20 protein-coding genes are annotated in these 20150 nt (G+C 50.9%); 14 read left to right on the top strand and 6 right to left on the bottom strand.

The annotated features are described in order from the left end of the window. Nucleotides 1–35: 35 nt before the first annotated feature. Nucleotides 36–1430: a DNA recombination protein RmuC gene (gene rmuC / locus EXY25_RS17045; protein ID WP_165419403.1), complete on the top strand. Its 1395-nt coding sequence runs from the start codon at nt 36–38 to the stop codon at nt 1428–1430. Further along, nucleotides 1423–2124: a TIGR01621 family pseudouridine synthase gene (locus EXY25_RS17040; protein ID WP_130567806.1), complete on the top strand. Its 702-nt coding sequence runs from the start codon at nt 1423–1425 to the stop codon at nt 2122–2124. Before rmuC ends, EXY25_RS17040 begins: the two co-directional genes overlap by 8 nt. A gap of 70 nt (nt 2125–2194) precedes the next feature. On the opposite strand, the gene EXY25_RS17035 is transcribed toward EXY25_RS17040, so the two are convergent. Beyond that, nucleotides 2195–2503 carry a hypothetical protein gene (locus tag EXY25_RS17035; protein WP_130567805.1) on the bottom strand — a complete coding sequence of 103 codons (309 nt, stop codon included), beginning with the start codon at nt 2501–2503 and terminating at the stop codon, nt 2195–2197. Between the two features lie 244 nt (nt 2504–2747). Here EXY25_RS17035 and EXY25_RS17030 point away from each other — a divergent pair, with 244 nt between their 5' ends. Then, nucleotides 2748–3617 (top strand): tetratricopeptide repeat protein, encoded by an 870-nt coding sequence (locus tag EXY25_RS17030; RefSeq protein WP_165419402.1) that lies wholly within the window; start codon nt 2748–2750, stop codon nt 3615–3617. On the opposite strand, the gene EXY25_RS17025 is transcribed toward EXY25_RS17030, so the two are convergent. Together EXY25_RS17025 and EXY25_RS17020 are read right to left on the bottom strand one after the other, a co-directional pair. Then, nucleotides 3614–5566, bottom strand: coding sequence for a bifunctional diguanylate cyclase/phosphodiesterase (locus EXY25_RS17025; protein WP_130567803.1), 1953 nt, complete (start codon nt 5564–5566; stop codon nt 3614–3616). The genes EXY25_RS17030 and EXY25_RS17025 overlap by 4 nt on opposite strands. Nucleotides 5567–5576: 10 nt before the next feature. Then, nucleotides 5577–6230: a transglutaminase-like cysteine peptidase gene (locus tag EXY25_RS17020; protein ID WP_130567802.1), complete on the bottom strand. Its 654-nt coding sequence runs from the start codon at nt 6228–6230 to the stop codon at nt 5577–5579. Nucleotides 6231–6383: 153 nt separating this feature from the next. Between EXY25_RS17020 and ubiE the strand changes: the two genes are divergently transcribed. From ubiE to hemB, 11 genes are all read left to right on the top strand, one after another. Next, on the top strand, nt 6384–7142 hold the full coding sequence (gene ubiE, locus EXY25_RS17015) for a bifunctional demethylmenaquinone methyltransferase/2-methoxy-6-polyprenyl-1,4-benzoquinol methylase UbiE (protein ID WP_114339338.1): 759 nt from the start codon (nt 6384–6386) through the stop codon (nt 7140–7142). Nucleotides 7143–7153: 11 nt separating this feature from the next. Further along, on the top strand, nt 7154–7774 hold the full coding sequence (locus EXY25_RS17010; RefSeq protein WP_130567801.1) for a ubiquinone biosynthesis accessory factor UbiJ: 621 nt from the start codon (nt 7154–7156) through the stop codon (nt 7772–7774). Further along, nucleotides 7771–9417, top strand: coding sequence for a ubiquinone biosynthesis regulatory protein kinase UbiB (gene ubiB / locus EXY25_RS17005; RefSeq protein ID WP_130567800.1), 1647 nt, complete (start codon nt 7771–7773; stop codon nt 9415–9417). The genes EXY25_RS17010 and ubiB overlap by 4 nt, the downstream gene beginning before the upstream one ends. A gap of 70 nt (nt 9418–9487) precedes the next feature. After that, entirely contained in the window at nt 9488–9736 is a 249-nt protein-coding gene (tatA, locus tag EXY25_RS17000; RefSeq protein ID WP_114339341.1) for a twin-arginine translocase TatA/TatE family subunit, read from the top strand. 3 nt (nt 9737–9739) lie between these two features. Further along, nucleotides 9740–10189, top strand: a complete 450-nt coding sequence (tatB, locus tag EXY25_RS16995) for a Sec-independent protein translocase protein TatB (protein ID WP_114339342.1) — start codon at nt 9740–9742, stop codon at nt 10187–10189. Then, nucleotides 10186–10926, top strand: a complete 741-nt coding sequence (tatC, locus tag EXY25_RS16990; RefSeq protein WP_130567799.1) for a twin-arginine translocase subunit TatC — start codon at nt 10186–10188, stop codon at nt 10924–10926. Before tatB ends, tatC begins: the two co-directional genes overlap by 4 nt. Then, nucleotides 10926–11480: a hypothetical protein gene (locus EXY25_RS16985; protein WP_130567798.1), complete on the top strand. Its 555-nt coding sequence runs from the start codon at nt 10926–10928 to the stop codon at nt 11478–11480. Before tatC ends, EXY25_RS16985 begins: the two co-directional genes overlap by 1 nt. Nucleotide 11481: 1 nt before the next feature. Next, nucleotides 11482–12270 carry a TatD family hydrolase gene (locus tag EXY25_RS16980; RefSeq protein WP_130567797.1) on the top strand — a complete coding sequence of 263 codons (789 nt, stop codon included), beginning with the start codon at nt 11482–11484 and terminating at the stop codon, nt 12268–12270. A gap of 106 nt (nt 12271–12376) precedes the next feature. Then, the gene (locus tag EXY25_RS16975; protein WP_165419401.1) at nt 12377–14221 is read left to right on the top strand and encodes a sensor domain-containing diguanylate cyclase; all 1845 of its coding nucleotides are present in this window, start codon (nt 12377–12379) and stop codon (nt 14219–14221) included. Next, nucleotides 14214–14747 (top strand): DUF3859 domain-containing protein, encoded by a 534-nt coding sequence (locus EXY25_RS16970; RefSeq protein ID WP_130567795.1) that lies wholly within the window; start codon nt 14214–14216, stop codon nt 14745–14747. Before EXY25_RS16975 ends, EXY25_RS16970 begins: the two co-directional genes overlap by 8 nt. A gap of 13 nt (nt 14748–14760) precedes the next feature. Further along, the gene (hemB, locus tag EXY25_RS16965) at nt 14761–15777 is read left to right on the top strand and encodes a porphobilinogen synthase (RefSeq protein ID WP_130567794.1); all 1017 of its coding nucleotides are present in this window, start codon (nt 14761–14763) and stop codon (nt 15775–15777) included. An 83-nt stretch (nt 15778–15860) separates the two neighbouring features. Here hemB and EXY25_RS16960 read toward each other — a convergent pair whose 3' ends face one another. The 3 genes from EXY25_RS16960 to rhlB all read right to left on the bottom strand — a co-directional run bounded on the left by EXY25_RS16960 (nt 15861) and on the right by rhlB (nt 20072). Continuing rightward, entirely contained in the window at nt 15861–17129 is a 1269-nt protein-coding gene (locus EXY25_RS16960; RefSeq protein WP_130567793.1) for a DEAD/DEAH box helicase, read from the bottom strand. A 162-nt stretch (nt 17130–17291) separates the two neighbouring features. After that, nucleotides 17292–18797, bottom strand: a complete 1506-nt coding sequence (gene gppA / locus EXY25_RS16955) for a guanosine-5'-triphosphate,3'-diphosphate diphosphatase (protein WP_130567792.1) — start codon at nt 18795–18797, stop codon at nt 17292–17294. 3 nt (nt 18798–18800) lie between these two features. Further along, a complete protein-coding gene (gene rhlB, locus EXY25_RS16950; RefSeq protein ID WP_114339400.1) occupies nt 18801–20072 on the bottom strand; it encodes an ATP-dependent RNA helicase RhlB in 1272 nt (423 codons plus the stop codon). Nucleotides 20073–20150 lie beyond the last annotated feature (78 nt).

Here is a 20150-nt window from a genome sequence, read left to right as displayed (position 1 = left end):
TCCTGCCCTATTCTTGTTTGTCTGGAGCGACCCCTTTGGATCTTCAGTTAGCCGCTATCGCTGCTGGTAGCCTAAGCCTGCTTTTTCTCATCACTACCCTGATATACCGCCAGCGGGCGTCGCGTTTAGCGCAGCATTATCAAAGCTCAGAACAACTTCTGCAGAGTGAGTTGGCGTTTAAGTCGGCAGCGCTTGAAGCGCTACAGGTCGATGTTCAGCAGCTAACAGAAAAAGAGCGGGAGCAATCCCTCAGTGCGACCGCACTCCGAACCCAGTTGGCGGTTGAGCAGAGTGCCAATCAGGAAAAAATAGCGTTGCTGGCGCAGTCAGAAACACGCCTGAAAGAGCAGTTTGAGAATCTGGCTAACCGTATCTTTGATAGCAAAGCACAGCAATTTGATCAGCAAAGCCAGCAGCGTCTGGCAGCCACGTTTGCTCCTTTGAAAGATCAGTTAGGTGCATTTCGTCAGCAGGTGCAGTCAGTTTATGAAACTGAAGCGAAAGAGCGTCATACCCTAAAAGCCGAAATTTTGTCTCTCAAACAACTCAATGAGCGGATGAGTGAAGATGCATTGAATCTCACCAAGGCACTAAAAGGCGACAGTAAGCAGCAAGGAAACTGGGGCGAAGTGGTATTGGCGCGGGTATTGGAACAATCTGGGCTGCGTCAAGGCCATGAATACAGCACTGAGGTCAGTCAATCCACCGATGACGGCAAGCGTTATCGCCCCGATGTGATTGTGCATCTGCCGGAAGGCAAGCAGATCATCATTGATTCGAAAGTTTCGTTAACCGCTTACGAGCAGTATTTTAATAGTGATGATGACGTCGAGCGTCAGGCGGCGTTAACAGCCCATGTGCAGTCGCTACGTAATCATATTAAAGGGTTAGGAGCAAAAGATTACCAAGCATTACCAGGGATCCACAGCCTAGATTACGTATTGATGTTTATTCCCATCGAAGCTGCTTTTTTAACTGCGCTGGATCAGCAGCCGGACCTAGTGAAGTTGGCTTTAGATAACAACATTATGTTGGTTAGCCCAACCAATTTGTTAGTGGCCCTGCGTACGGTGAATAATATCTGGCGCTATGAGTATCAGAACCAGAACGCCAAGCTGATCGCTGACAAAGCCGCGGCGATGTATGACAAGCTGCGCTTGTTTGTTGATGAGCTGCAAAAGCTGGGTAAAGGGCTTGAGCAAGCACAGCTAAGTTATGAAACGAGCTTGAAACGTCTGGCCAGTGGCCGGGGGAACTTGCTGTCGCAAGCGGAGGGGTTGCGTGACCTTGGAGTGACAGCGAAGAAAGCGATTGATCCTGAGTGGCTCCAGCAAAAAGGTGTTGTCGTTGAGAAAAGCAGCGACAACGGCGCTGCCAATGGTGAAATGACCTCACCAGTAGCCTCAGAGCGGAGCGCCAACGATGAATAAGGCGCTAGCTGCCAATGCCGTTTCGCCGATTTTTGTTCATGACGACTTCTGGATCTTTAATAAGCCGGCGGGGATCAGCTGTCATGATGAGCCTACCACCGGTGAGCATGGCTATTTTCGCCTGCTGCGGCAGGCTCTATTGGAAGATGTTTATCCTGTTCACCGCTTAGATAAAGTCACCTCCGGGCTGCTGATTGTGGCTCGCAGTAGCGAGGCCGCCGCCCAATTTGGCTCGCTGTTCGCCAATCGAGAGATGCAGAAATTTTATCTTGCGATCAGTGATCGCAAGCCGAAAAAGAAGCAGGGCTGGGTGATCGGTGATATGCAGCGCTCACGTCGGAGTAGTTGGCGTTTAACGAGTGGCAAAAGTGACCCGGCTGTCAGTCAGTTTTTCAGCTATTCGATGAGACCGGGATTGAGGCTCTTTGTTGTTAAACCTTTATCGGGTAAGACCCATCAGATCCGTGTGGCATTGAAAAGCCTTAGTGCACCTATTGTTGGCGATCATTTGTATGCTGGGACGCCCGCAGACAGAACCTATCTGCATGCTTATGCGGTAGAGTTTAATTGGTTAGGAGAGTGTTTGCGCTACCACTGTTTACCCACTGACGGCGTTGAGTTCTCCCTCGTTGAGTCGCTGCTTATGGCAAAAGAGCTGTCTTGCCCTTGGTTGCTCCCTTGGCCACAACGTTAATGACAGTGTTGCGTACCAAGCTAATAAGCCACCCGACTGCGGTGGCTTATTGTTTTGTTTTTAAGCTAGTTTAATTACTGTAATTCAGATAGATAGGCTCGACATAGCCAGCCACGCTTTGGGCTTTTTTCACTGTCCCTGCCGCTGGCGGAGCTGTTCTGAGAAGTGTGTCTAGATCTGTTACTGTTGGATCAAATTGGTAGTTAAGGTAGCCGGGCGTAAATACCCCATTTTCTGAGGTTTTTCCCATCGGCAGCGCTGTCCCCTCGTGACTGATCTTAACACCATAATTCAAATAGATAGGCTCTTGGTAACCGTTGTTGGCATAGGCGGATGTGGCTAGCAAGGTGGCGCCGAGAAACATTATTAGGTTTTTCATCTCTGTATCCTCCGGGCGAGCCGTGCCAGTGTTCATTGGGTTATGCCAGCTCGCGTAGTGTCTTCCTGATAGTTGACCTACTCCCAGGCCATCTGCTTTTAGACGCTGCGGTTATGAGGTGGCAGTTTAGGGTCTGAAAGATATTTAGCTGTCTGGTTAACTTTGTCTGCATATTGACTGTGCTATGGTGTCGGGGTTAAACCAATATCACGCTTTGGTTGGTTATAAATGTATGGAGAGGCCTGTGGAACAAGTGATGTCTGCCCCAAATACCATTGAGATCTCAGTGGCTAATTTTCAACAAACTATTCAGCAGTTGACGCCTGATCAGCTATTGCTTGTGGAGTTCTGGGCGCCGGAGATGGAAGCTTGCCAAGCGATGAGCCCGATACTTGCGAAGGTGGCGGCAGAGCATAGCCATGCGTTGGTTTTAGGGCGGGTAAATTGCGCAGCAGACCAACAGTTGGCCATGCAGTGCGGAGTGAGAAGCTTACCCACGGTGATGCTGATTAAAGAGGGCAAAATGCTTGATGGCTTTGATGGTGGTGCGGATGAGATGCAGATCCGTGCTTTGCTGGATAAGCATTTACCCAAAGAGCAGGACCAACTGTTAGCTCAAGCGCGAGAGCACCTGCAACAGCAGCAAGCTGGCGACGCATATCCGCTGTTAAAGCGTGCCATCGAGCTGGATAGCTCTCGGGTCGATATTAAACTGGCGCTATCGGATGCACTGTTGGCGTTAGGCAAACTCGCTGATGCAGAGAGCTTATTGCGCAGTATCGGGATGGCTGATCAGGATGGCTACTATCAGTCGTTGATGGCGCAATTGGAGCTGAAGCAGCAGGCGGCGCAATCGCCCGAATTAAAACAGCTTGAGGAGCAGCATGCTGCCTCCCCTGACGACTCGCAAGTCAGTTTTCGGTTAGCTGTGCAGTATCAAGCGGCAAATCGAAGTGAAGAGGCACTGGCACTGCTGTTGTCTCTGCTGAAGAAAGATCTAAACGCCGCTGATGGTGATGCGAAAGCGGCGCTGTTGGATATTTTGGCTACCCTGCCCCAAGGCGACCCCCTGGCTGGTATCTACCGCCGCCAGTTCTATAGCCTGCTTTATTAAGAGAGCATCGTTGCCGACGCGAGTGGGGCAGGTTTACCCAACAAGTAACCCTGCCCATGCTCAACACCCAACTGCCGCAGCAGTGCCAGATCTTCTTTTTCTTCAATCTCTAATGCGACCAAGGTGCATTGCAAACCGCGGCATAGCTGTAACAGTGTCTGAATAAAAAATTGATTGTCTATATGTAGCGCCAGTTGGTGGCTATAGCGGCCATCAAGTTTCAGATAGTTGGGCTTCATTGATGTTAACAGGGCGAAACTGGCTGTCGCAGCGCCAAAATGGTCGATGGCGAAGCGGACGCCCAGTAATGCCAACTGTGAAATGATGTTGCTGATACTGTTATAGCTCGGCGTTAGCCGCCTTTCATCGAGCTCCAAGATTAACCGCTTGGCTAAAGTGGGATCTTTGCGGCAGCGATCAATTAACCAGAGGGAAAAATCCCGATCCTGCAGCGTCAACGGATCCAAATTGACGGAAAAATCACCACCGGGCTGCTGTTTTGCGAAGGCTAACGCTTCTGTGACTATGCCTCGCTCTAATGCCGGTAGCTGATCCGTTTGCCGGGCTAATGCCAGGATTGTCGCTGTCGGTAGTGCTTGTCCTTTAAGATCTGCAAAAGTTGGTAGCCACTCTTTGTACAGGTGATTGTCGCGGATCAGCTGCTTCACCCCCTGCCAGCGAAACTCAAAGCGTTGTTCCTTAATGATGGCGTCGATCAGCTGCTGTCGGCGCTGGGTATTGAGCAAAATGGTAGGTAGCTCTCGGTTACCTTGATTGAAGAAAAGATTATGTGCGCCTTGCTGCCGCGCCTGCTGTTGTGCCAGATCCAATTCACTTAACAGCTGATCTTGGCTATCTCCAGGACGGAAGTAGCATAGCCCGGCGTGGCCTAAGCCTTCATCGGCCAGTTCGTTCTCTTGTTCTGACAAAAATTCGAGCAGGCCTTGCATGGATCGTTCGGCACGTTGCCGGTCGCATTGTGGAAAGAGGATGGCAACTTCGTCATCGTGTAACCTAAATGACTGGTTTGCCGCTAATTTTTCTTGTTCGATGCGCTGAACTAATCCGCGCCACAGTTGGGTGACCGCACTGTAACCCTGTTTTTGATGCAAGGCTTCGATATTCAGTTTGAGTAGGCCGATACAGCCGATCGACGCTTGTTCACTTTGGGTTAAGTGCTGTAGTTCGGCGATAAATCCACGACGATTGCCAAGCCCTGTTTCATCATCCTGAAAAGCTTGAAGTTGTAAGTGTTCAGCTTTCTCTTCTAGGCCAGAAAATAGCTCCTTGAGTGCGTCAGACATCTGGTTGAAACTGTCAACCAAGCTGTCAATCTCCTGCGTACCAGACATGGCTTGCATCGGTTTAAAGCTGCGTTGACTGATCTGAGCGGCTTGCTTTTGTAGCTGTTGCAGTGGCTTGAGTATTCTTTTCACCAGCAGTCTGGCTGCAATGACGGCGACGAGCAGTATGATTAAAGTGGCGATCATAAACTGCCAACCGGCAAGCCATAACCGATTGTAGGCTTGGGTGACATCGGCAGTCACCTCCACTCTGCCCATGACGCGCCAGCCGTCACTTAGCTCCATCTTTTGGGTCGGTGCTTGTAATGGATACAGTTGTTTAAACCACTGCGGAGCACCGTTCTGTTGCTCTAGTGGGGTCTGTTTTCCCGCGATCAGGCGATTATCGTTATCAAACAGTGCTATCTGACTAAAGTAGCCCCGGTCATGCAGTGCAGTGATTGTCGCGGTGATCGCGGCGACGTCCAGGGGTGAGGTGTATGGGGTAAGCGTTAGACTTAGAGCGGTGGCAGTGTCTTGGGCGTGATTGCCTAACTGCTGTTGCATCTCGCTACGACTGTTTTGCAAGTAAATTAGCCAACAGGCGACCAGCATTAAGCCTAATAACAGTCCGATCATTCGCAACAACTGCCGCGATAGTGTCATAGAGTCCCTCCTAGATCTGTTTTTCAATGCGTTCCATCAACTCCTGCCAGAATGCGCCGCCCTCCTCTTTCACTTTTCCACCGCGCCCTTGCACCCGTGCCAGCCATTGGCCGTCATCATTGAAGCTGATGATGGGGAGTAGATCGGTGCGCTCACTGGCAGGGCGGATCTCCTGGTCGAGGTTGTCTAGAACCAATGGTATGTCACCGTGGCGAGGGTGGTAGGTTAATACCATGTGGGGCTGATTATCGGCGATATTCTTCACATACATCAGGCGTAGCTTTTCTGGCGATACGCCCATCATCTTTAGCGTCGCCAATTTCGCCACCGAGTAGTCTTCACAATCCCCGCCGCTGGTAGCGATAAATTCCAGTGGTGTTGCCCAATAGTCCTCTTGCTGCCAATGCTCCATGTCACTGATGAAAGCCATTTGGTTGAGAAACTGATTGGTGAGCAGCAGTTTTTCGTCATCGCTGCTGAGCTGGCGACCATCATCAATCAGTGTTTGCCAAGCGAGCACGTTGGCCCGCGCATCGACACCATAGGTCTGCTCTATGTTGGCTAGCGCTTGATCTGAAAAATAATTTGATGGGTGGCTATCCATTGCCCACAAGGGAAAAGTTGTCATCCAAAGCAGCGCAGCAAAGAAAGTTTTTTTTATCATCGGCGTAATAGGATTCTCTAATTTATAAACCAAGTGTAGTCGGCAAATTCAACAAATAAACCTTATTGCCGTAGTTTGGCATGTAATTAGCGTTTGGGGAGTCGTGCTATTTTTCAGTACACTGGGCAGCAATAAGTTATTGAGGGGAAAGCAGTGAGCGGATCATCAACGGGCGATACCACCCATTTTGGTTTCAAAACGGTCGCCAAGGCCGAGAAGGAATCATTAGTAGCCGATGTGTTTCACTCTGTTGCGGCCAAATACGATTTGATGAACGATTTGATGTCTGGCGGCATCCATCGGGTATGGAAGCGTTTTACTATCGATTGTAGTGGTATCCGTCGTGGTCAACGGGTGCTGGATCTCGCTGGTGGTACGGGTGATCTTACCGCGCGCTTCTCTCGCTGTGTCGGTGATACCGGTCAAGTGGTGTTGGCAGACATCAACAGTTCGATGTTAAAAGTCGGACGAGACAAACTGCGTAATATGGGGATCTTGGGCAATGTCAGTTATGTGCAGGCAAATGCCGAGGCGTTACCCTTTCCCGATAACCACTTTGATTTAATTACCATCGCTTTTGGCTTGCGCAATGTTACCGAAAAAGAGCGTGCACTCGCTTCCATGCTGCGTGTGCTAAAACCTGGCGGTCGCTTGTTGGTGCTTGAGTTCTCTAAGCCGCAAATAGAGTTATTAAGTAAGGCCTACGATGCCTACAGTTTCCATCTGCTACCAAAGATGGGAGAGGCGGTGTTGAAAGATGGCGCTAGCTATCAGTATTTGGCGGAATCGATCCGTATGCATCCGGATCAGGAAACCCTGAAACAGATGATGGAACAGCAAGGCTTCGAACAGGTGAGTTACTACAACCTGACCGGTGGCATTGTTGCCTTGCACCGGGGTTATAAGTTCTAGGAGTTTTGGTGATGCCGATCTCGCCGCTGTTAGTAGGCGCATTGGAAACAGTGCTCAATCAATACCTTAAGTTAGATCCTGACTATGCGAATGGCTTGCTCCCTATGGCTGGTAAGCGTTTGCGTATGGATCTGTCGGAATTGCCTTTTCCTCTGTTATTTGTTTTCAGCGCCAAGCAGATAGACCTGCTCTCCGGTGAGCAGGATGATTGGGATTGCCGTATGCAATTAGCTATCCGCGATCTGCCGAGACTACAGGATGGTGAAACGCTGGCGCAGCTGATCAAACAAGACCGGCTGCAGATGGAGGGGCAAGCGGAACTGGCACAACAGTTTGCTGCCATGCTCAAAGGGTTGGACATCGATTGGCAAGAGCCGTTGTCCCGCTGGCTTGGTGATCCTGCCACGCACATGGTGGCGCAAGCCCTGACTCGTGCCAAAGCGTTTGTCGTTAACCAAACGCAGGAAGGAAAACAGCAGTTCGGGCGTTTCATTACTGATGAAGTCGCACTGCTCGCTCATCCCTTGGCTCTCGCTGCATTTGCCGACGATGTGCAGCTACTTGCCGCAGATGTGGATGATGTCGAAGCCAGAGTAAGACGTTTGGAGCGTTCGCAGGCGGCTCTGTCATGAAGCCCTTTAGGCAGCTGTTTCGATTGTATCTGATTGGCGCAACCTTGTTGCGTCACGGCGTTGATCAGATCATTCCTCGTCAACGCTGGCCGTTGTCGCTGAAGTGCTTACGTATTGGGTTGTTTTGGCTACGCAATCAACATCCCGACGCCTCGGAAGCGAAGCGCTTACGCCTCGCCATGGAGGCGCTTGGTCCGGTGTTTATCAAGCTCGGGCAGATGCTTTCTACCCGTCGCGACCTACTGAATGATGACTATGCCGAAGAGCTGGCATTGTTGCAGGATCAGGTTGCCCCTTTTCCTGGCGAGCAAGCCTTAGCTTTAATAGAGGCGTCGCTTGGTTACCCCTTAACTGAGCGCTTCAGTGATTTTGATGAGACGCCGTTGGCTACGGCGTCGATTGCCCAGGTGCATACCGCCACATTGTTGGCTGACGAGCAGGGACAGTCGCAACAGATTGTCTTGAAGGTGATCCGGCCGGGGATCGACAAACAGATTTTAGCGGATCTGCATTGGATGGAAAGCTTGGCAGAGCTGGTGGCGCGCTTGCTGCCGGATGGCAAGCGGTTGCGGCCGAAGGAGGTGATCCGGGAGTATCGCAAAACTATCCTGGACGAGCTGGATATGGCGCGAGAAGCAGCCAACGCAATCCAGCTAAGGCGCAATTTTGAAGGCTCAGACGCCCTCTATGTGCCGCGTATTTACAGTGATTATTGCCGCCCTCGCCTGTTGGTTATGGAGCGTGTTTATGGCATTCCAGTGGGCAATATCGCTGAGCTGGAAGCTAATGGCACCAACATGAAGCGCTTGGCTGAGCGGGGTGTCGAGGTGTTCTTTACTCAGGTATTTCGTGACAGTTTCTTTCATGCCGATATGCATCCCGGGAATATCTTTGTTGCCAAAGAGCATCCGGAAGATCCACTGTGGATAGGTATTGATTGCGGCATTGTTGGTACCTTGAATCGCGAAGATAAGCGCTATCTGGCGGAGAACTTCCTAGCGTTCTTTAATCGAGATTATCGCAAGGTGGCTGAGTTACATGTGGATTCAGGTTGGGTGCCTGCTGATACCAGTATCGATGAATTTGAAGTGGCGATCCGTACTGTCTGTGAGCCTATTTTCAATAAGCCTTTATCTGAGATCTCGTTTGGCCATGTGCTGATCAATCTGTTTAATACTGCCCGCCGCTTCAATATGGAGGTGCAGCCGCAGCTGGTGCTGTTGCAGAAGACCCTGCTCTATATCGAAGGCCTGGGGCGTCAGCTATACCCGCAGCTGGATCTGTGGCAAACCGCCAAACCTTTTCTCGAAGATTGGATGCAGGATCAATTGGGGGCGAAAGCGCTGAAGCGTAACTTATTGGAAAATTTACCTTACTGGGGAGAGAAGCTGCCGCAACTGCCAGATCTGATTTTCAATAATCTGCAGCAAGCACAGCAACTACTTCCTCGGTTAGAAACGCTATCTGAGCAGTACCATCAGCAAGCTGACCGCCGTTCTCGTAGCCTGTTTTGGCTTGGTACTTCTGCCATCATCGCCTTGATTACGCTGTTTTTTGATTGGCCATCTGTGACTTGGTCGGTGCTGGGGTGGAGTGGCGTAATTGGGTGCTGGATCTCGGCTTGGCGGTTTAGCAGCCGTTAGAGGTTTTCATGAACAACCATCTGCCTATAATGGGGCAGCATAGCCACTTCTGGCGTTTGGGAGAGTAAAAATGGGTTTTAGTTGGCCTCAGCTATTAATCGTTGCCGTTATTGTCATCCTGCTGTTTGGTACGAAAAAGCTCCGGAGTCTAGGCGGAGATTTGGGCTCAGCGGTTAAGGGCTTTAAAAAAGCGATGAGTGACGAAGATGCTAAAGGCGAAAAAGCCGATGCAGATTTCGACAAGCAGCCTATAGAACACAAACAAGACGCCAGCGCAGATGTGAAAGAGCCGGTAGTCAAGGATAAGGACAAGGCCTAAGCCGTGTTTGATATCGGCTTTTGGGAGCTTGTTATTATCGCTGTGGTTGGGCTGCTGGTACTTGGGCCTGAGCGACTGCCGGGTGCGGTGCGCAGTGTTACGCGTACCATCAGCAGTGTGAAGCGTTATGGCAGTGCGATCCGTAGTCAGGTAGAGCAGGAGCTGGAGATCGAGCAACTGCATAATGACCTGAAGAAAGCAGAAGCCCTAGGCACCAAGGTAACGCCCGAGCTGCAAGCATCGTTGAACAAGCTACGTGCGCAAGCGGATGCTGTGAATCGACCTTATGCTGCAGAAGAGCCTGAGGCTCAGGTTGATGGTGATAGTGCTGAGAATAAACTCGACGTTGAAGAGGATCTGCTTTCTGCCAATGATTCCGGTCACCGAGAGTATCCAGGTCCTGATGATGAAGTGGAGCCACTCCCCACCCCCTCGGATAGTAAACGGCAATGAATAACCCCACCCAGCAGCCATTTTTAAGTCATCTGTATGAGTTGCGAGACCGCTTACTGAAAGCGTTAGGCTCTGTGCTGGTGATATTCCTCGGGCTGGTTTATTTTTCCCAGGAGATCTATCACTTTATTGCGGCACCGTTGATTGCAGAGATGCCAGACGGGGCCTCGATGATTGCAACTGATGTGGCCTCGCCGTTCTTTGTACCAATTAAGCTCACCATTGTGCTTTCCGCAGCGCTGGCAGTGCCATTTATTTTGCATCAGGTGTGGGCTTTTATCGCGCCAGGGCTTTATAAACATGAGCGCAAGTTAGCGCTGCCTTTGGTGGTGATGAGTTCACTGTTGTTTTATGCCGGTGCTGCGTTTGCTTTTTTTGTGGTGTTTCCATTGGCGTTTGGCTTTCTCACTGCGATTGCCCCAGAGGGCGTGACCATCGCCACTGATATCGGCAGCTACCTCGACTTTGTGCTGAAACTGTTTTTCGCTTTTGGGCTGGCTTTCGAAGTGCCTATTCTGATTATTGTGCTCTGTTGGGTTGGCATTACGACCCCGGAGAGTCTGAGTAAGAAACGGCCCTATATCATTGTGGCCGCATTTATTTTTGGAATGCTGCTGACGCCGCCTGATATTTTTTCGCAGACGTTATTAGCTATACCTATGTTGCTTCTGTTTGAAGTTGGCTTGTTGATTGCGCGATTGTATCGGCGTAAAGATGATGAGCAGGAGGAGGAATAATGATCCGAACCACGGTCCTTTTATCTGTGGCGTTAAGTTGTTTAAGCGTTCATGCTGCTCCCGCTTCATTGCAGCAATGCGCCGCGATCAGCGATGATGCCCAGCGCCTGAACTGCTACGACCAACTTGCTGCTCGCACGCAGCCTGACTCTCCTGCCGCCATTGCGCCAGCGCCAGATGCGCAGCCATTGCCAGCGGTGAAACCTGCTGAAGCGGTTCCTGCTGTGGGCGGTTTAGCTGGTGCACCTGACGTCCCTCCCGTGATGGTAGAAGAACCCACCGCGGAAGAGAAATTTGGTCTCGAGCATAAGCAAGTAATCGCTGAAGATGCGCCTGAGGCGTTAACGTTACGGATCAGTAAGAAGAAAAAAAATGCTTATGGAAAATGGGTATTAACCCTAGAGAACGGGCAAGTTTGGAAACAGACCGATAGCACACGCTTCAGCTTTAAAAATAAAGATGGCCTGGTGGTGATCACGCGCGGCGCTGTTGGTAGCTTCTTTATCGGTGAGCCTGATCGTAATAAGCGGGTCCGGGCGAAGCGAGTGAAGTAAGGTGAATTGGGTCGATATCGGGGTCAATCTCACCAATAAGCAGTTCAAAGATGATGCTGCTGATGTCGTGGAGCGTGCCCTATCGGTCGATGTTAATCAGCTGATTTTAACGGGCACCTCGTTGCTTGAAAGCCAGCAAGCGCTCTCTCTGGCAAAGAGGTGGCCTGGTACTTGTTTCAGTACCGCGGGCATTCACCCCCACGATGCGAAAGAGTTCCAGCCTGAACAGCTGACAGCGCTTGCACAGTTATTGACACAGCCGCAAGTAGTGGCTGTCGGCGAGTGTGGTTTGGATTTCAATCGTGATTTTTCACCGCGACCAGTGCAATGCGAGGTGCTAGAACAGCAACTCTCGTTGGCGGCTGAGCTAAATATGCCGGTATTTCTCCATGAACGCGATGCCAGTGACACACTATTGGCGATACTCAAACCTTGGCGAGATAAGTTGCCAGCGGCAGTGGTGCACTGTTTCACTGGTAGCGAAATAGCATTGCGTCAGTATTTGGAGCTAGATTTGCATATCGGTGTGACTGGGTGGGTGTGCGATGAGCGTCGAGGTACTGAGCTTTTAGCTATGATGCCGCTGATCCCCGCTGGGCGCTTGATGTTGGAAACTGATGCGCCGTTTCTTATTCCAAGAGATCTCCAGCCCAAACCGAAGCGCCGCCGCAATGAACCTTGTTATCTGCCCCATATTGCAGCGACTATTGCTGCCAAAAGAGGGGAAACGCTAGCGCAGTTAAGTGAGCATACATTGGCTGCGAGTCAGCGCTTTTTTGGCCTGATGTAATTGATTTGTTTTTCGTGCTTGAAAGTGCGGTTTAAAAGCTAAAAGAAGGCTTTCACTACTAATGCGGATTGAGCGGCTCATATTAGCGTGGCTATGGTTAATACTGATGACTTTCAGTGTTAATGCCTCTGCCGCGTGGGTGTTGAGCGATGATACACAACAAACAGATGTGACGGTTCCCTGTTGTGAACTGTATGTGGCAGATGATAGTTCACTGTCTGCGAGCCAAGTGATGACCTTGCCGCCAGCGGCCTGGCAATCGCTGCCAACTTCCCGAGTCAATTTTGGTTTCTCTGCGAAGACGTTTTGGGTGCGGTTGACAGTAGACAACCGTGCCGCGACCACTAAACAGTGGATATTGGCGTTGGATAATCCGCTGTTAGATGTCGTTAATGTCTACCTGCAATCCCCCTCTGTGCCGTTGCGTCAAGTGGCAGCGCTCGCTGAAGGCGATACCGGACGTTTGGTTTCTCACCCTGAATACCTTGTGCCGCTGAATATTTCTAATGATCCTGGCGTGTCTATTTTGCTAGTAAGCTTTCAGACCCAGGGGGCGGCAGAGTTATCTTTTTCTGTGTGGGATCGCGACAGCTTTATCGCCGCGGATCATCGCCGTAGCTTAGGTTGGGGACTGTTATTTGGCGCGTTATTGTTGATGGCGTTATATAACGTGTTATTGGCTGTATCGACCCGTGTTATGAGTTACTTGACCTATGCTGCTTATGTGAGCTGTGCGACCTTGTTGATGGCCGGTTTAATTGGCTTCAATAGCTATTACATGTGGCCAAACAGCCCTTGGCTACAGCACTTAACTACCCCCTTTCTAGGTGGGGCGACCTTACTATTTGCTAGTTTGTTCTTACAGCAATTGACGCAAGTCGATAGTAAACGAATCGTAATTAGTCGCTGGCTACGCGTGATCCAACTAGGCACAGTGAGTTATTTGTTACTGGTGTTTGTCCTTGACTACCGTACTGCAGTGCTTGTATTCGCGGGATTGGTCGTGGTGGTTGTGCTTAGCCTGCTCAGTATTAGTTGCTGGCTTTCCTTGCAACGTGTGGCGTTGGCAAAGTACTACGCTGTTGGCTGGTTTGCGTTATTAGTGGGGGCATTCATAAGCAGTTTGGCCTACCTAGGTTGGCTGGAATTACCTGTGTCGAATTTTACTCCTTTTCTATTGGGGGCTGTGACCGAGGTGGTCGTCGTGACACTGACCTTGGCGATGCGGGTGGGGCAATCTTATCGTGGCCGCCAGTTGGCCGAAAAATCGGCGATGGAACAGGCTCGTCGGGTGCGGCAGGTACAAGACAAATCGATGCAGATGCAGGCGAAGGCCAATGCTGATCTTGAACAGAAGGTACAGGAACGCACCTTTGAACTGGAGGTGGCACTTCGTGAACTGGCTGATACTAATCGAGAGTTGGAAGAGCAGAATACCCGTGATGCGCTAACTGGCGTACGCAACCGAAAATACTTTGATAAACGCTATATGGCGGAGCAGCGACGTAGCCGTCGTGAACAGACACCGCTTGCTCTGATCATGGCGGACATTGACCACTTTAAGCAGATCAATGACACCTATGGTCACCCCGTTGGTGATATCTGTATTCGGGAGGTCGCGTCGCGAGCTGCAGAAGTGGTTAAACGTCCAGGGGATGTGGTGGCTCGCTATGGTGGTGAAGAGTTTGCGCTAATTTTACCCAATACCTCGCCGGAAGGGGCGAGACAATTGGCCGAGCGGTTATGTAGTGCTATTCGTGACCAAGGTGTAGTGACGGGGGTGGGAGAATTACCTTTGACCATTAGTTGTGGTGTCGCTTGTTTGTTTATTGATCCCCAACTGCCCCCTGAAACCTTACTCGCGCAGGCAGATAAAGCACTCTATCAGGCCAAACAGCAAGGTCGTGATCGGGTATGCGTTTTTATTACTGAGGAGCAGCAGGTTGAATAGTTATTGGCAAATCGCCGTTGAGCGAAGCGGATTAAGATTAACGGTGATGATAGCCGTCGGCTTGTGCTGCTTTATGCTATTAACTGGGTGTCAGGATCAAGCTGTAGAGCAGGAATTAGATCCCATCCATTTCCGTTTGCAGGTGAGCGATTACGGCTTATATCAACGCCCGGACAACGTCAGTGAAGAGTGGTCAAATGAGGCCGAACTGTTGCGGCAGCGACGTAAATTAGAGCTGGGAGCGCAAATCAGTTTTGGCTTTCGTTTTATGCTGCATGCTGATCCTGCCGAACGCCCAGTGACCCTGACGTACACCGTCAAGCCGCCGGTAAGTGAAAACGGATTGAAGTCGTTACAAAAGAAAGTCGTGGTAATGCCAGAGCAGTTCCCTTACCAAGGTAGCTTTATTCACACCCTAGAAGATGCTGATAGCCTGGTACCTGGTACGTGGCTTATTTATCTCAAAGCTGACGGTGAGTTGTTAAGCCGTCAGCCGTTCCAACTATTACCTTCAGTGCAACCTTAACGGAAAATTATTCATGTCTGATGTGATTAACAGTTTTGGTCAGTTTCCTGCGCGCCGCCCCCGCCGTATGCGTGCTGATGATTTTTCCCGCCGTTTGATGGCAGAGTCGCAACTCTCCGTAGCTGATCTTATCTTTCCGATGTTTGTGCTTGAAGGTGAGGGCCAACGGGAATCGGTGACCTCGATGCCGGGTGTTGAGCGGGTATCTATAGACCTGTTGCTGCAGGAAGCTGAAGAGTTGGTTGCCCTTGGGGTTCCTGCCATTGCGCTTTTTCCGGTTACGCCTGATGGGGTGAAATCTTTGGATGCTGCTGAGGCCTATAACCCTGAAGGTTTGGCACAACGGGCAGTGCGTGCGGTAAAAGCTGCGTTTCCTGAGTTGGGGGTGATCACTGATGTGGCTTTGGATCCGTTCACTACCCATGGCCAGGACGGTATTATTGATGAGCAAGGTTACGTGGTAAATGATGTCACTACCGCTGTATTGGTGAAACAGGCGTTATCCCATGCGGATGCGGGTGCTGATGTGGTGGCGCCGTCTGACATGATGGATGGCCGCATCGGTGCTATCCGCGCCGCGTTGGAAGCCGCTGGTCATGTTAATACGCGCATTCTTGCCTACTCAGCTAAATATGCTTCTAGCTACTATGGTCCGTTCCGTGATGCTGTCGGTTCAGCCGGTAATCTTAAGGGCGGCAATAAGTACAGTTACCAGATGGATCCGGCCAATAGTGATGAAGCGCTGCAGGAGGTGGCTCTGGATCTCCAGGAGGGAGCCGATATGGTGATGGTGAAGCCAGGTATGCCGTATCTGGATGTGGTGCGCCGGGTAAAAGACAACTTTAAAGTGCCTACCTATGCTTACCAGGTTAGCGGCGAGTATGCGATGCATATGGCGGCGATTGAGAATGGCTGGCTAGCGGAAAAACCGGTAATAATGGAAAGCTTGTTGGCTTTTAAGCGTGCCGGGGCTGATGGCATTTTGACCTATTTTGCCAAGCGAGTGGCGCAGTGGCTTAATGAGAAATAGCCCCTGTGTTGGATGCTGAAAATGGCGAATAAAAAAGCGAGCTCAGCTCGCTTTTTTATTGTCTGCTACTTTGCTAGCTAAAGTTAGCTATTTGCTGGGCGATGGCCTTTTGCCAGTTCGCCGGAGCGTTGTCCATCCGCGTGTTCGATTTTAGGTTTCTTCGGCTTTTTAGGTCGCGGAGCACGCCTTGCTTGTGGCGTGCGTGAAGGCGGTAGCGGATGAGTCGGTTCAAAACCAGATAACTCTTTACGCGGAATAATATCGCCAATAAGTCGCTCAATAGCAGCAAGCAGTTTGAAATCATCGGCACAGACTAGTGATACCGCTTCGCCACTGGCACCAGCTCGGCCGGTACGACCGATGCGATGGACATAATCTTCAGCCACATGGGGCAGATCGTAATTGACCACATGGGGTAACTGATCGATATCCAAGCCGCGGGCAGCAATATCGGTGGCCACGAGAACGCGGATAGCACCACTCTTAAAATCGGCTAATGCTTTGGTTCGCGCCCCCTGACTCTTATTGCCGTGGATCGCTGCGGCGTTGATCTCTTTGGCGTTGAGTTGCTTGGTGATACGGTTGGCACCGTGTTTGGTTTTACTGAATACCAACACCTGTTGCCACTGATTATCTTGGATTAAGCGGGTCAATAGCCCGGATTTCCGCCCCTTATCCACTGGATAAACTAACTGCTCGATACGCTCGGCGGTAGTATTAGGGGGAGCAACGGAGACCTCAACAGGGTTGTTAACCATCCCTTTTGCCAGCGCCCGGATCTCGTTTGAAAAGGTTGCCGAAAACATCAGGTTTTGGCGTTGTTTAGGCAGCAGGGCGAGGATCTTCTTGATGTCGTGAATAAAGCCCATATCCAACATACGATCGGCTTCATCAAGTACCAGTATTTCCAGTTGCTTAAAACGCACCGCATTTTGATTGTATAGATCAAGCAGTCGACCCGGTGTAGCGACCAATACATCCACGCCCCGTCGTAGTGCCATCATCTGTGGATTGATCTTAACGCCACCAAACACCACCGCAGATCTTAAGGGTAGATGTTTTGAGTAAGTTTCAACACTTGCACCTACCTGCGCCGCCAGTTCGCGGGTTGGTGTCAGCACCAGAGTGCGCACCTGGTTGGCTTGTGCTTGCGGCCCTTTCGACAATATTTCCAAGATAGGTAAGGTAAAGCCAGCCGTTTTACCGGTACCTGTTTGTGCCGCTGCCATCACGTCCCGCCCTTCGAGTACCGCAGGAATGGCCTGCGCTTGAATAGGAGAGGGGGTTTCGTAGCCCTGCTCTTTGATCGCTGCAAGAATGGAATCAGAGAGGCCGAGTGAGGCAAATGACATATAAAGGTCTCGTTTTGTTACGGGGGTAAGTGCCTAATGGCGGGCGCGCAGCTTACCCTATAAAGAGCGCCAGCGCGAATAGGCCTATAAAATCGTTATGTGGCCTTGTTAAACAGTGTAGCGGGTTTTAGGGGGCTAAGGAGCTGAGATAAGAGTGCTCAATCAGGATCCTGTCGCCGCAGTGAGCTTTAATTCACCGCCAATCTTCAATGTGTAGCACGCTTCTTGCTGCAACTCACTGCTGACCAGCGGGTGGCTATTTAGCCATGGCTGGGAAAGTTGCAAGCTCAGGGTCTCGCCCTCTGCTGTCAAAATCAGCTCAGGTACCGAGCTGTCTTGGCGGCGGCCACAGAATATAATGGCCAAGCGCAGTAGCCGAGTCAGGCGCATGGCTGTTGTTGGCTCAATGCCGGTCAGCTGCTCATAGCAAGCACTGTCGAGAGGCCCTTGATACTGACCGAGCAGACTTGCCAACAATAATTTCTGACTGTTGCTAAAACCGGGGAGCGTGGCATTTTCGATGATATATTTGGCGTGTTGCTGGGCATTTTGATAGCCAATCAACAGGCCGATTTCGTTGAGTTGTGCCGCACTGGCAAGTAGCTCATTGAGTTCGATATCTTCTAGCTGCCATGGAGCCGCTACTTGCTGACATAAGGCCAATGCAAGTTCACTGACCCGAGTGGCGTGGGGCTGATCGATTCGAAACTGTTGTTTGAGGCCGGCGAGGGTGCGTTGGCGGACATTTTCTTGGCGCTGCTCGCCTAACATCTCGTAGACGATCCCTTCTCGCAGGGCGCCGCCAGAAGTGGTCATCTGCTCAATGCCAAACTTACGAAACAGGGCAATTAAGATCGCCAAACCACTGACAAACACCGGTTTGCGTTCTTCTGATAAGCCGACGATATTCAATGCCTGAAGTTGGCCACAAGCCACTGCTTGCGCCATCATTTGCTGCAACTTAGGCAGCGTGATCCGCTCGTCATATCCTTGCGCCAGCAACACTTCCTGTAATGCCTGTACCGTGCCGGATGCGCCAACACAACGCTGCCAGCCATAGGCGCAATAATCGACGACCAAGGGCGCGACCAAAGCTTCTGCCGCGCTAATGGCTGCATCAAAATTGCTTTGTTGCAGTTGACCGCCGGCGAAATAACGTTCACGGAACAGTACACAGCCCATATTCAAACTATGCAGAATGTGGGGTTCATACTGTTGCCCAACAATCAGCTCGGTGCTGGCACCGCCAATATCAATCACCAACTGATTACCACTGCCACTGGAGGTGTGCGCGACACCTTGGTAGATGGTTTCTGCTTCTTGCTCGCCGGTAATGATTTGGATTGGGTGGTCAAGGATCTGTTCTGCCGTCGCAATAAACTGCTCGACATTCGCGGCGACTCTGAGGGTAGCGGTGCCGACAATGCGAATATTTTTGGCGGGAATATCCTGCAGGCGTTCAGCAAACAAACGCAAACAATCCCAACCGCGGATCATCGCTTCTTCGCTAAGTTGGTTTTGCGTGTCTAGCCCTGAGGCCAGCCGCACTTTGCGTTTGATCTTCGCCAGTACCTGCACACTACCCGCGACAACCCTGACAACCAACATATGAAAACTGTTGGAGCCAAGGTCGATGGCGGCATAAAGCTGGTTAGGCGAACTATTCAAACATTAGCCTCGGCGATGGCCACCGCTGCGGCGTTGTGAAGAGCGGTTCTGTCCGCCGCCACTGCGTCTTGGGCGGTGCTGACGGATCGGCGCAGGCAGATCATCCAGCAGAGCCGTAGGATCATATTGGCTGACGGGAATGTCATGACCAACATAGCTTTCAATTGCTGGCAGATTCAGTGCGTAACGTTCACAAGCAAAACTGATGGCGTGGCCACTTTCGCCAGCACGGCCTGTCCGGCCTATACGGTGAACGTAATCTTCACAGTCATCTGGCAGATCGTAGTTAAAGACGTGAGTCACTTTTGGAATATGTAAACCACGGGCGGCAACATCTGTCGCTACCAGAATATCTAAACTACCATCGGTAAATTGCTCGAGAATTTTTACGCGCTTGCGCTGAGGTACGTCACCCGTGAGCAGTCCAACTCGGTGGCCGTCAGCGGCTAGATGGCCCCAAACTGCTTCCGATTGGTGCTTGGTATTAGCAAAGACAATTGCTTTATCCGGCCACTCTTCTTCCATCAAGGTCAGCAGTAGCGGCATTTTATGCTCGTTAGAGGGATAAAACAGTTCTGCTTTAACGCGATCTGCCGTCATCTTTTCCGGCTCGACGTGAACGTGAGTCGGATCATTCATATGCTCGTAGGCTAACTCACGAACGCGCATCGATAATGTGGCAGAAAACAAAAGGTTGAGTCGGTTATCAGGCTCAGGCATGCGGCGGAAAAGATAGCGAATATCTTTAATGAAACCGAGGTCAAACATACGGTCAGCTTCATCCAATACTACGGCTTGGATATGGTTGAGGCTGAAAATGCCCTGCTTGAAATAGTCAATCAGGCGGCCGCAAGTGCCAATAAGGATATCAACACCTTCATTGAGCGTTTGCCGTTGAGATTCGTATCCCTCGCCCCCATATACCAGACCTAGGCGCAAGTTTGAGCTTTTCGCCAGCGCTTCAGCATCATGGTAGATCTGAATGGCCAATTCTCGGGTCGGTGCAATAATAATTGCACGCGGATCCTGTGGCTTGCGCTCTTCAGCAGCAGGGTTGTTTAACAGGTAGTTGACGGTTGCAACAAGAAAGGCAATGGTTTTACCTGTGCCTGTTTGGGCTTGCCCTGCAACGTCTCCACCGGCTAATGCCACTGGCAGGCTCATCTTTTGGATGGGCGTACAATATTCAAAACCCTTGCTATGCAGGGCGGCGAGGACCTCCGGACGGAGATCAAACGCGTCAAAGCGCGTATCTGATAGGTGTGTTTTACTCATGGCGCCAAGCATATCAGGTTGCGCTTGCTTTACAACTTGAGATGATTTGAAATACTAACGCTAGTGCACATGCGCTTC

The organism is Corallincola spongiicola (assembly GCF_004284785.1).
GTDB classification, from domain to species: Bacteria; Pseudomonadota; Gammaproteobacteria; order Enterobacterales; family Neiellaceae; genus Corallincola; species Corallincola holothuriorum.
Note: the sequence above shows the minus strand (reverse complement) of the source record. Positions and strands in the feature narration are given on the sequence as shown.

Bases quoted from the DNA above. Each gene is read 5' to 3' on its own strand.
- EXY25_RS17040 (WP_130567806.1), top strand. From the start codon at position 1,423: ATGAATAAGGCGCTAGCTGCCAATGCCGTTTCGCCGATTTTTGTTCAT.
- EXY25_RS17035 (WP_130567805.1), bottom strand. From the start codon at position 2,503: ATGAAAAACCTAATAATGTTTCTCGGCGCCACCTTGCTAGCCACATCC.
- EXY25_RS17025 (WP_130567803.1), bottom strand. From the start codon at position 5,566: ATGACACTATCGCGGCAGTTGTTGCGAATGATCGGACTGTTATTAGGC.
- EXY25_RS17020 (WP_130567802.1), bottom strand. From the start codon at position 6,230: ATGATAAAAAAAACTTTCTTTGCTGCGCTGCTTTGGATGACAACTTTT.
- EXY25_RS17010 (WP_130567801.1), top strand. From the start codon at position 7,154: ATGCCGATCTCGCCGCTGTTAGTAGGCGCATTGGAAACAGTGCTCAAT.
- ubiB (WP_130567800.1), top strand. From the start codon at position 7,771: ATGAAGCCCTTTAGGCAGCTGTTTCGATTGTATCTGATTGGCGCAACC.
- tatA (WP_114339341.1), top strand. From the start codon at position 9,488: ATGGGTTTTAGTTGGCCTCAGCTATTAATCGTTGCCGTTATTGTCATC.
- tatC (WP_130567799.1), top strand. From the start codon at position 10,186: ATGAATAACCCCACCCAGCAGCCATTTTTAAGTCATCTGTATGAGTTG.
- EXY25_RS16985 (WP_130567798.1), top strand. From the start codon at position 10,926: ATGATCCGAACCACGGTCCTTTTATCTGTGGCGTTAAGTTGTTTAAGC.
- EXY25_RS16975 (WP_165419401.1), top strand. From the start codon at position 12,377: ATGACTTTCAGTGTTAATGCCTCTGCCGCGTGGGTGTTGAGCGATGAT.
- hemB (WP_130567794.1), top strand. From the start codon at position 14,761: ATGTCTGATGTGATTAACAGTTTTGGTCAGTTTCCTGCGCGCCGCCCC.
- EXY25_RS16960 (WP_130567793.1), bottom strand. From the start codon at position 17,129: ATGTCATTTGCCTCACTCGGCCTCTCTGATTCCATTCTTGCAGCGATC.
- rhlB (WP_114339400.1), bottom strand. From the start codon at position 20,072: ATGAGTAAAACACACCTATCAGATACGCGCTTTGACGCGTTTGATCTC.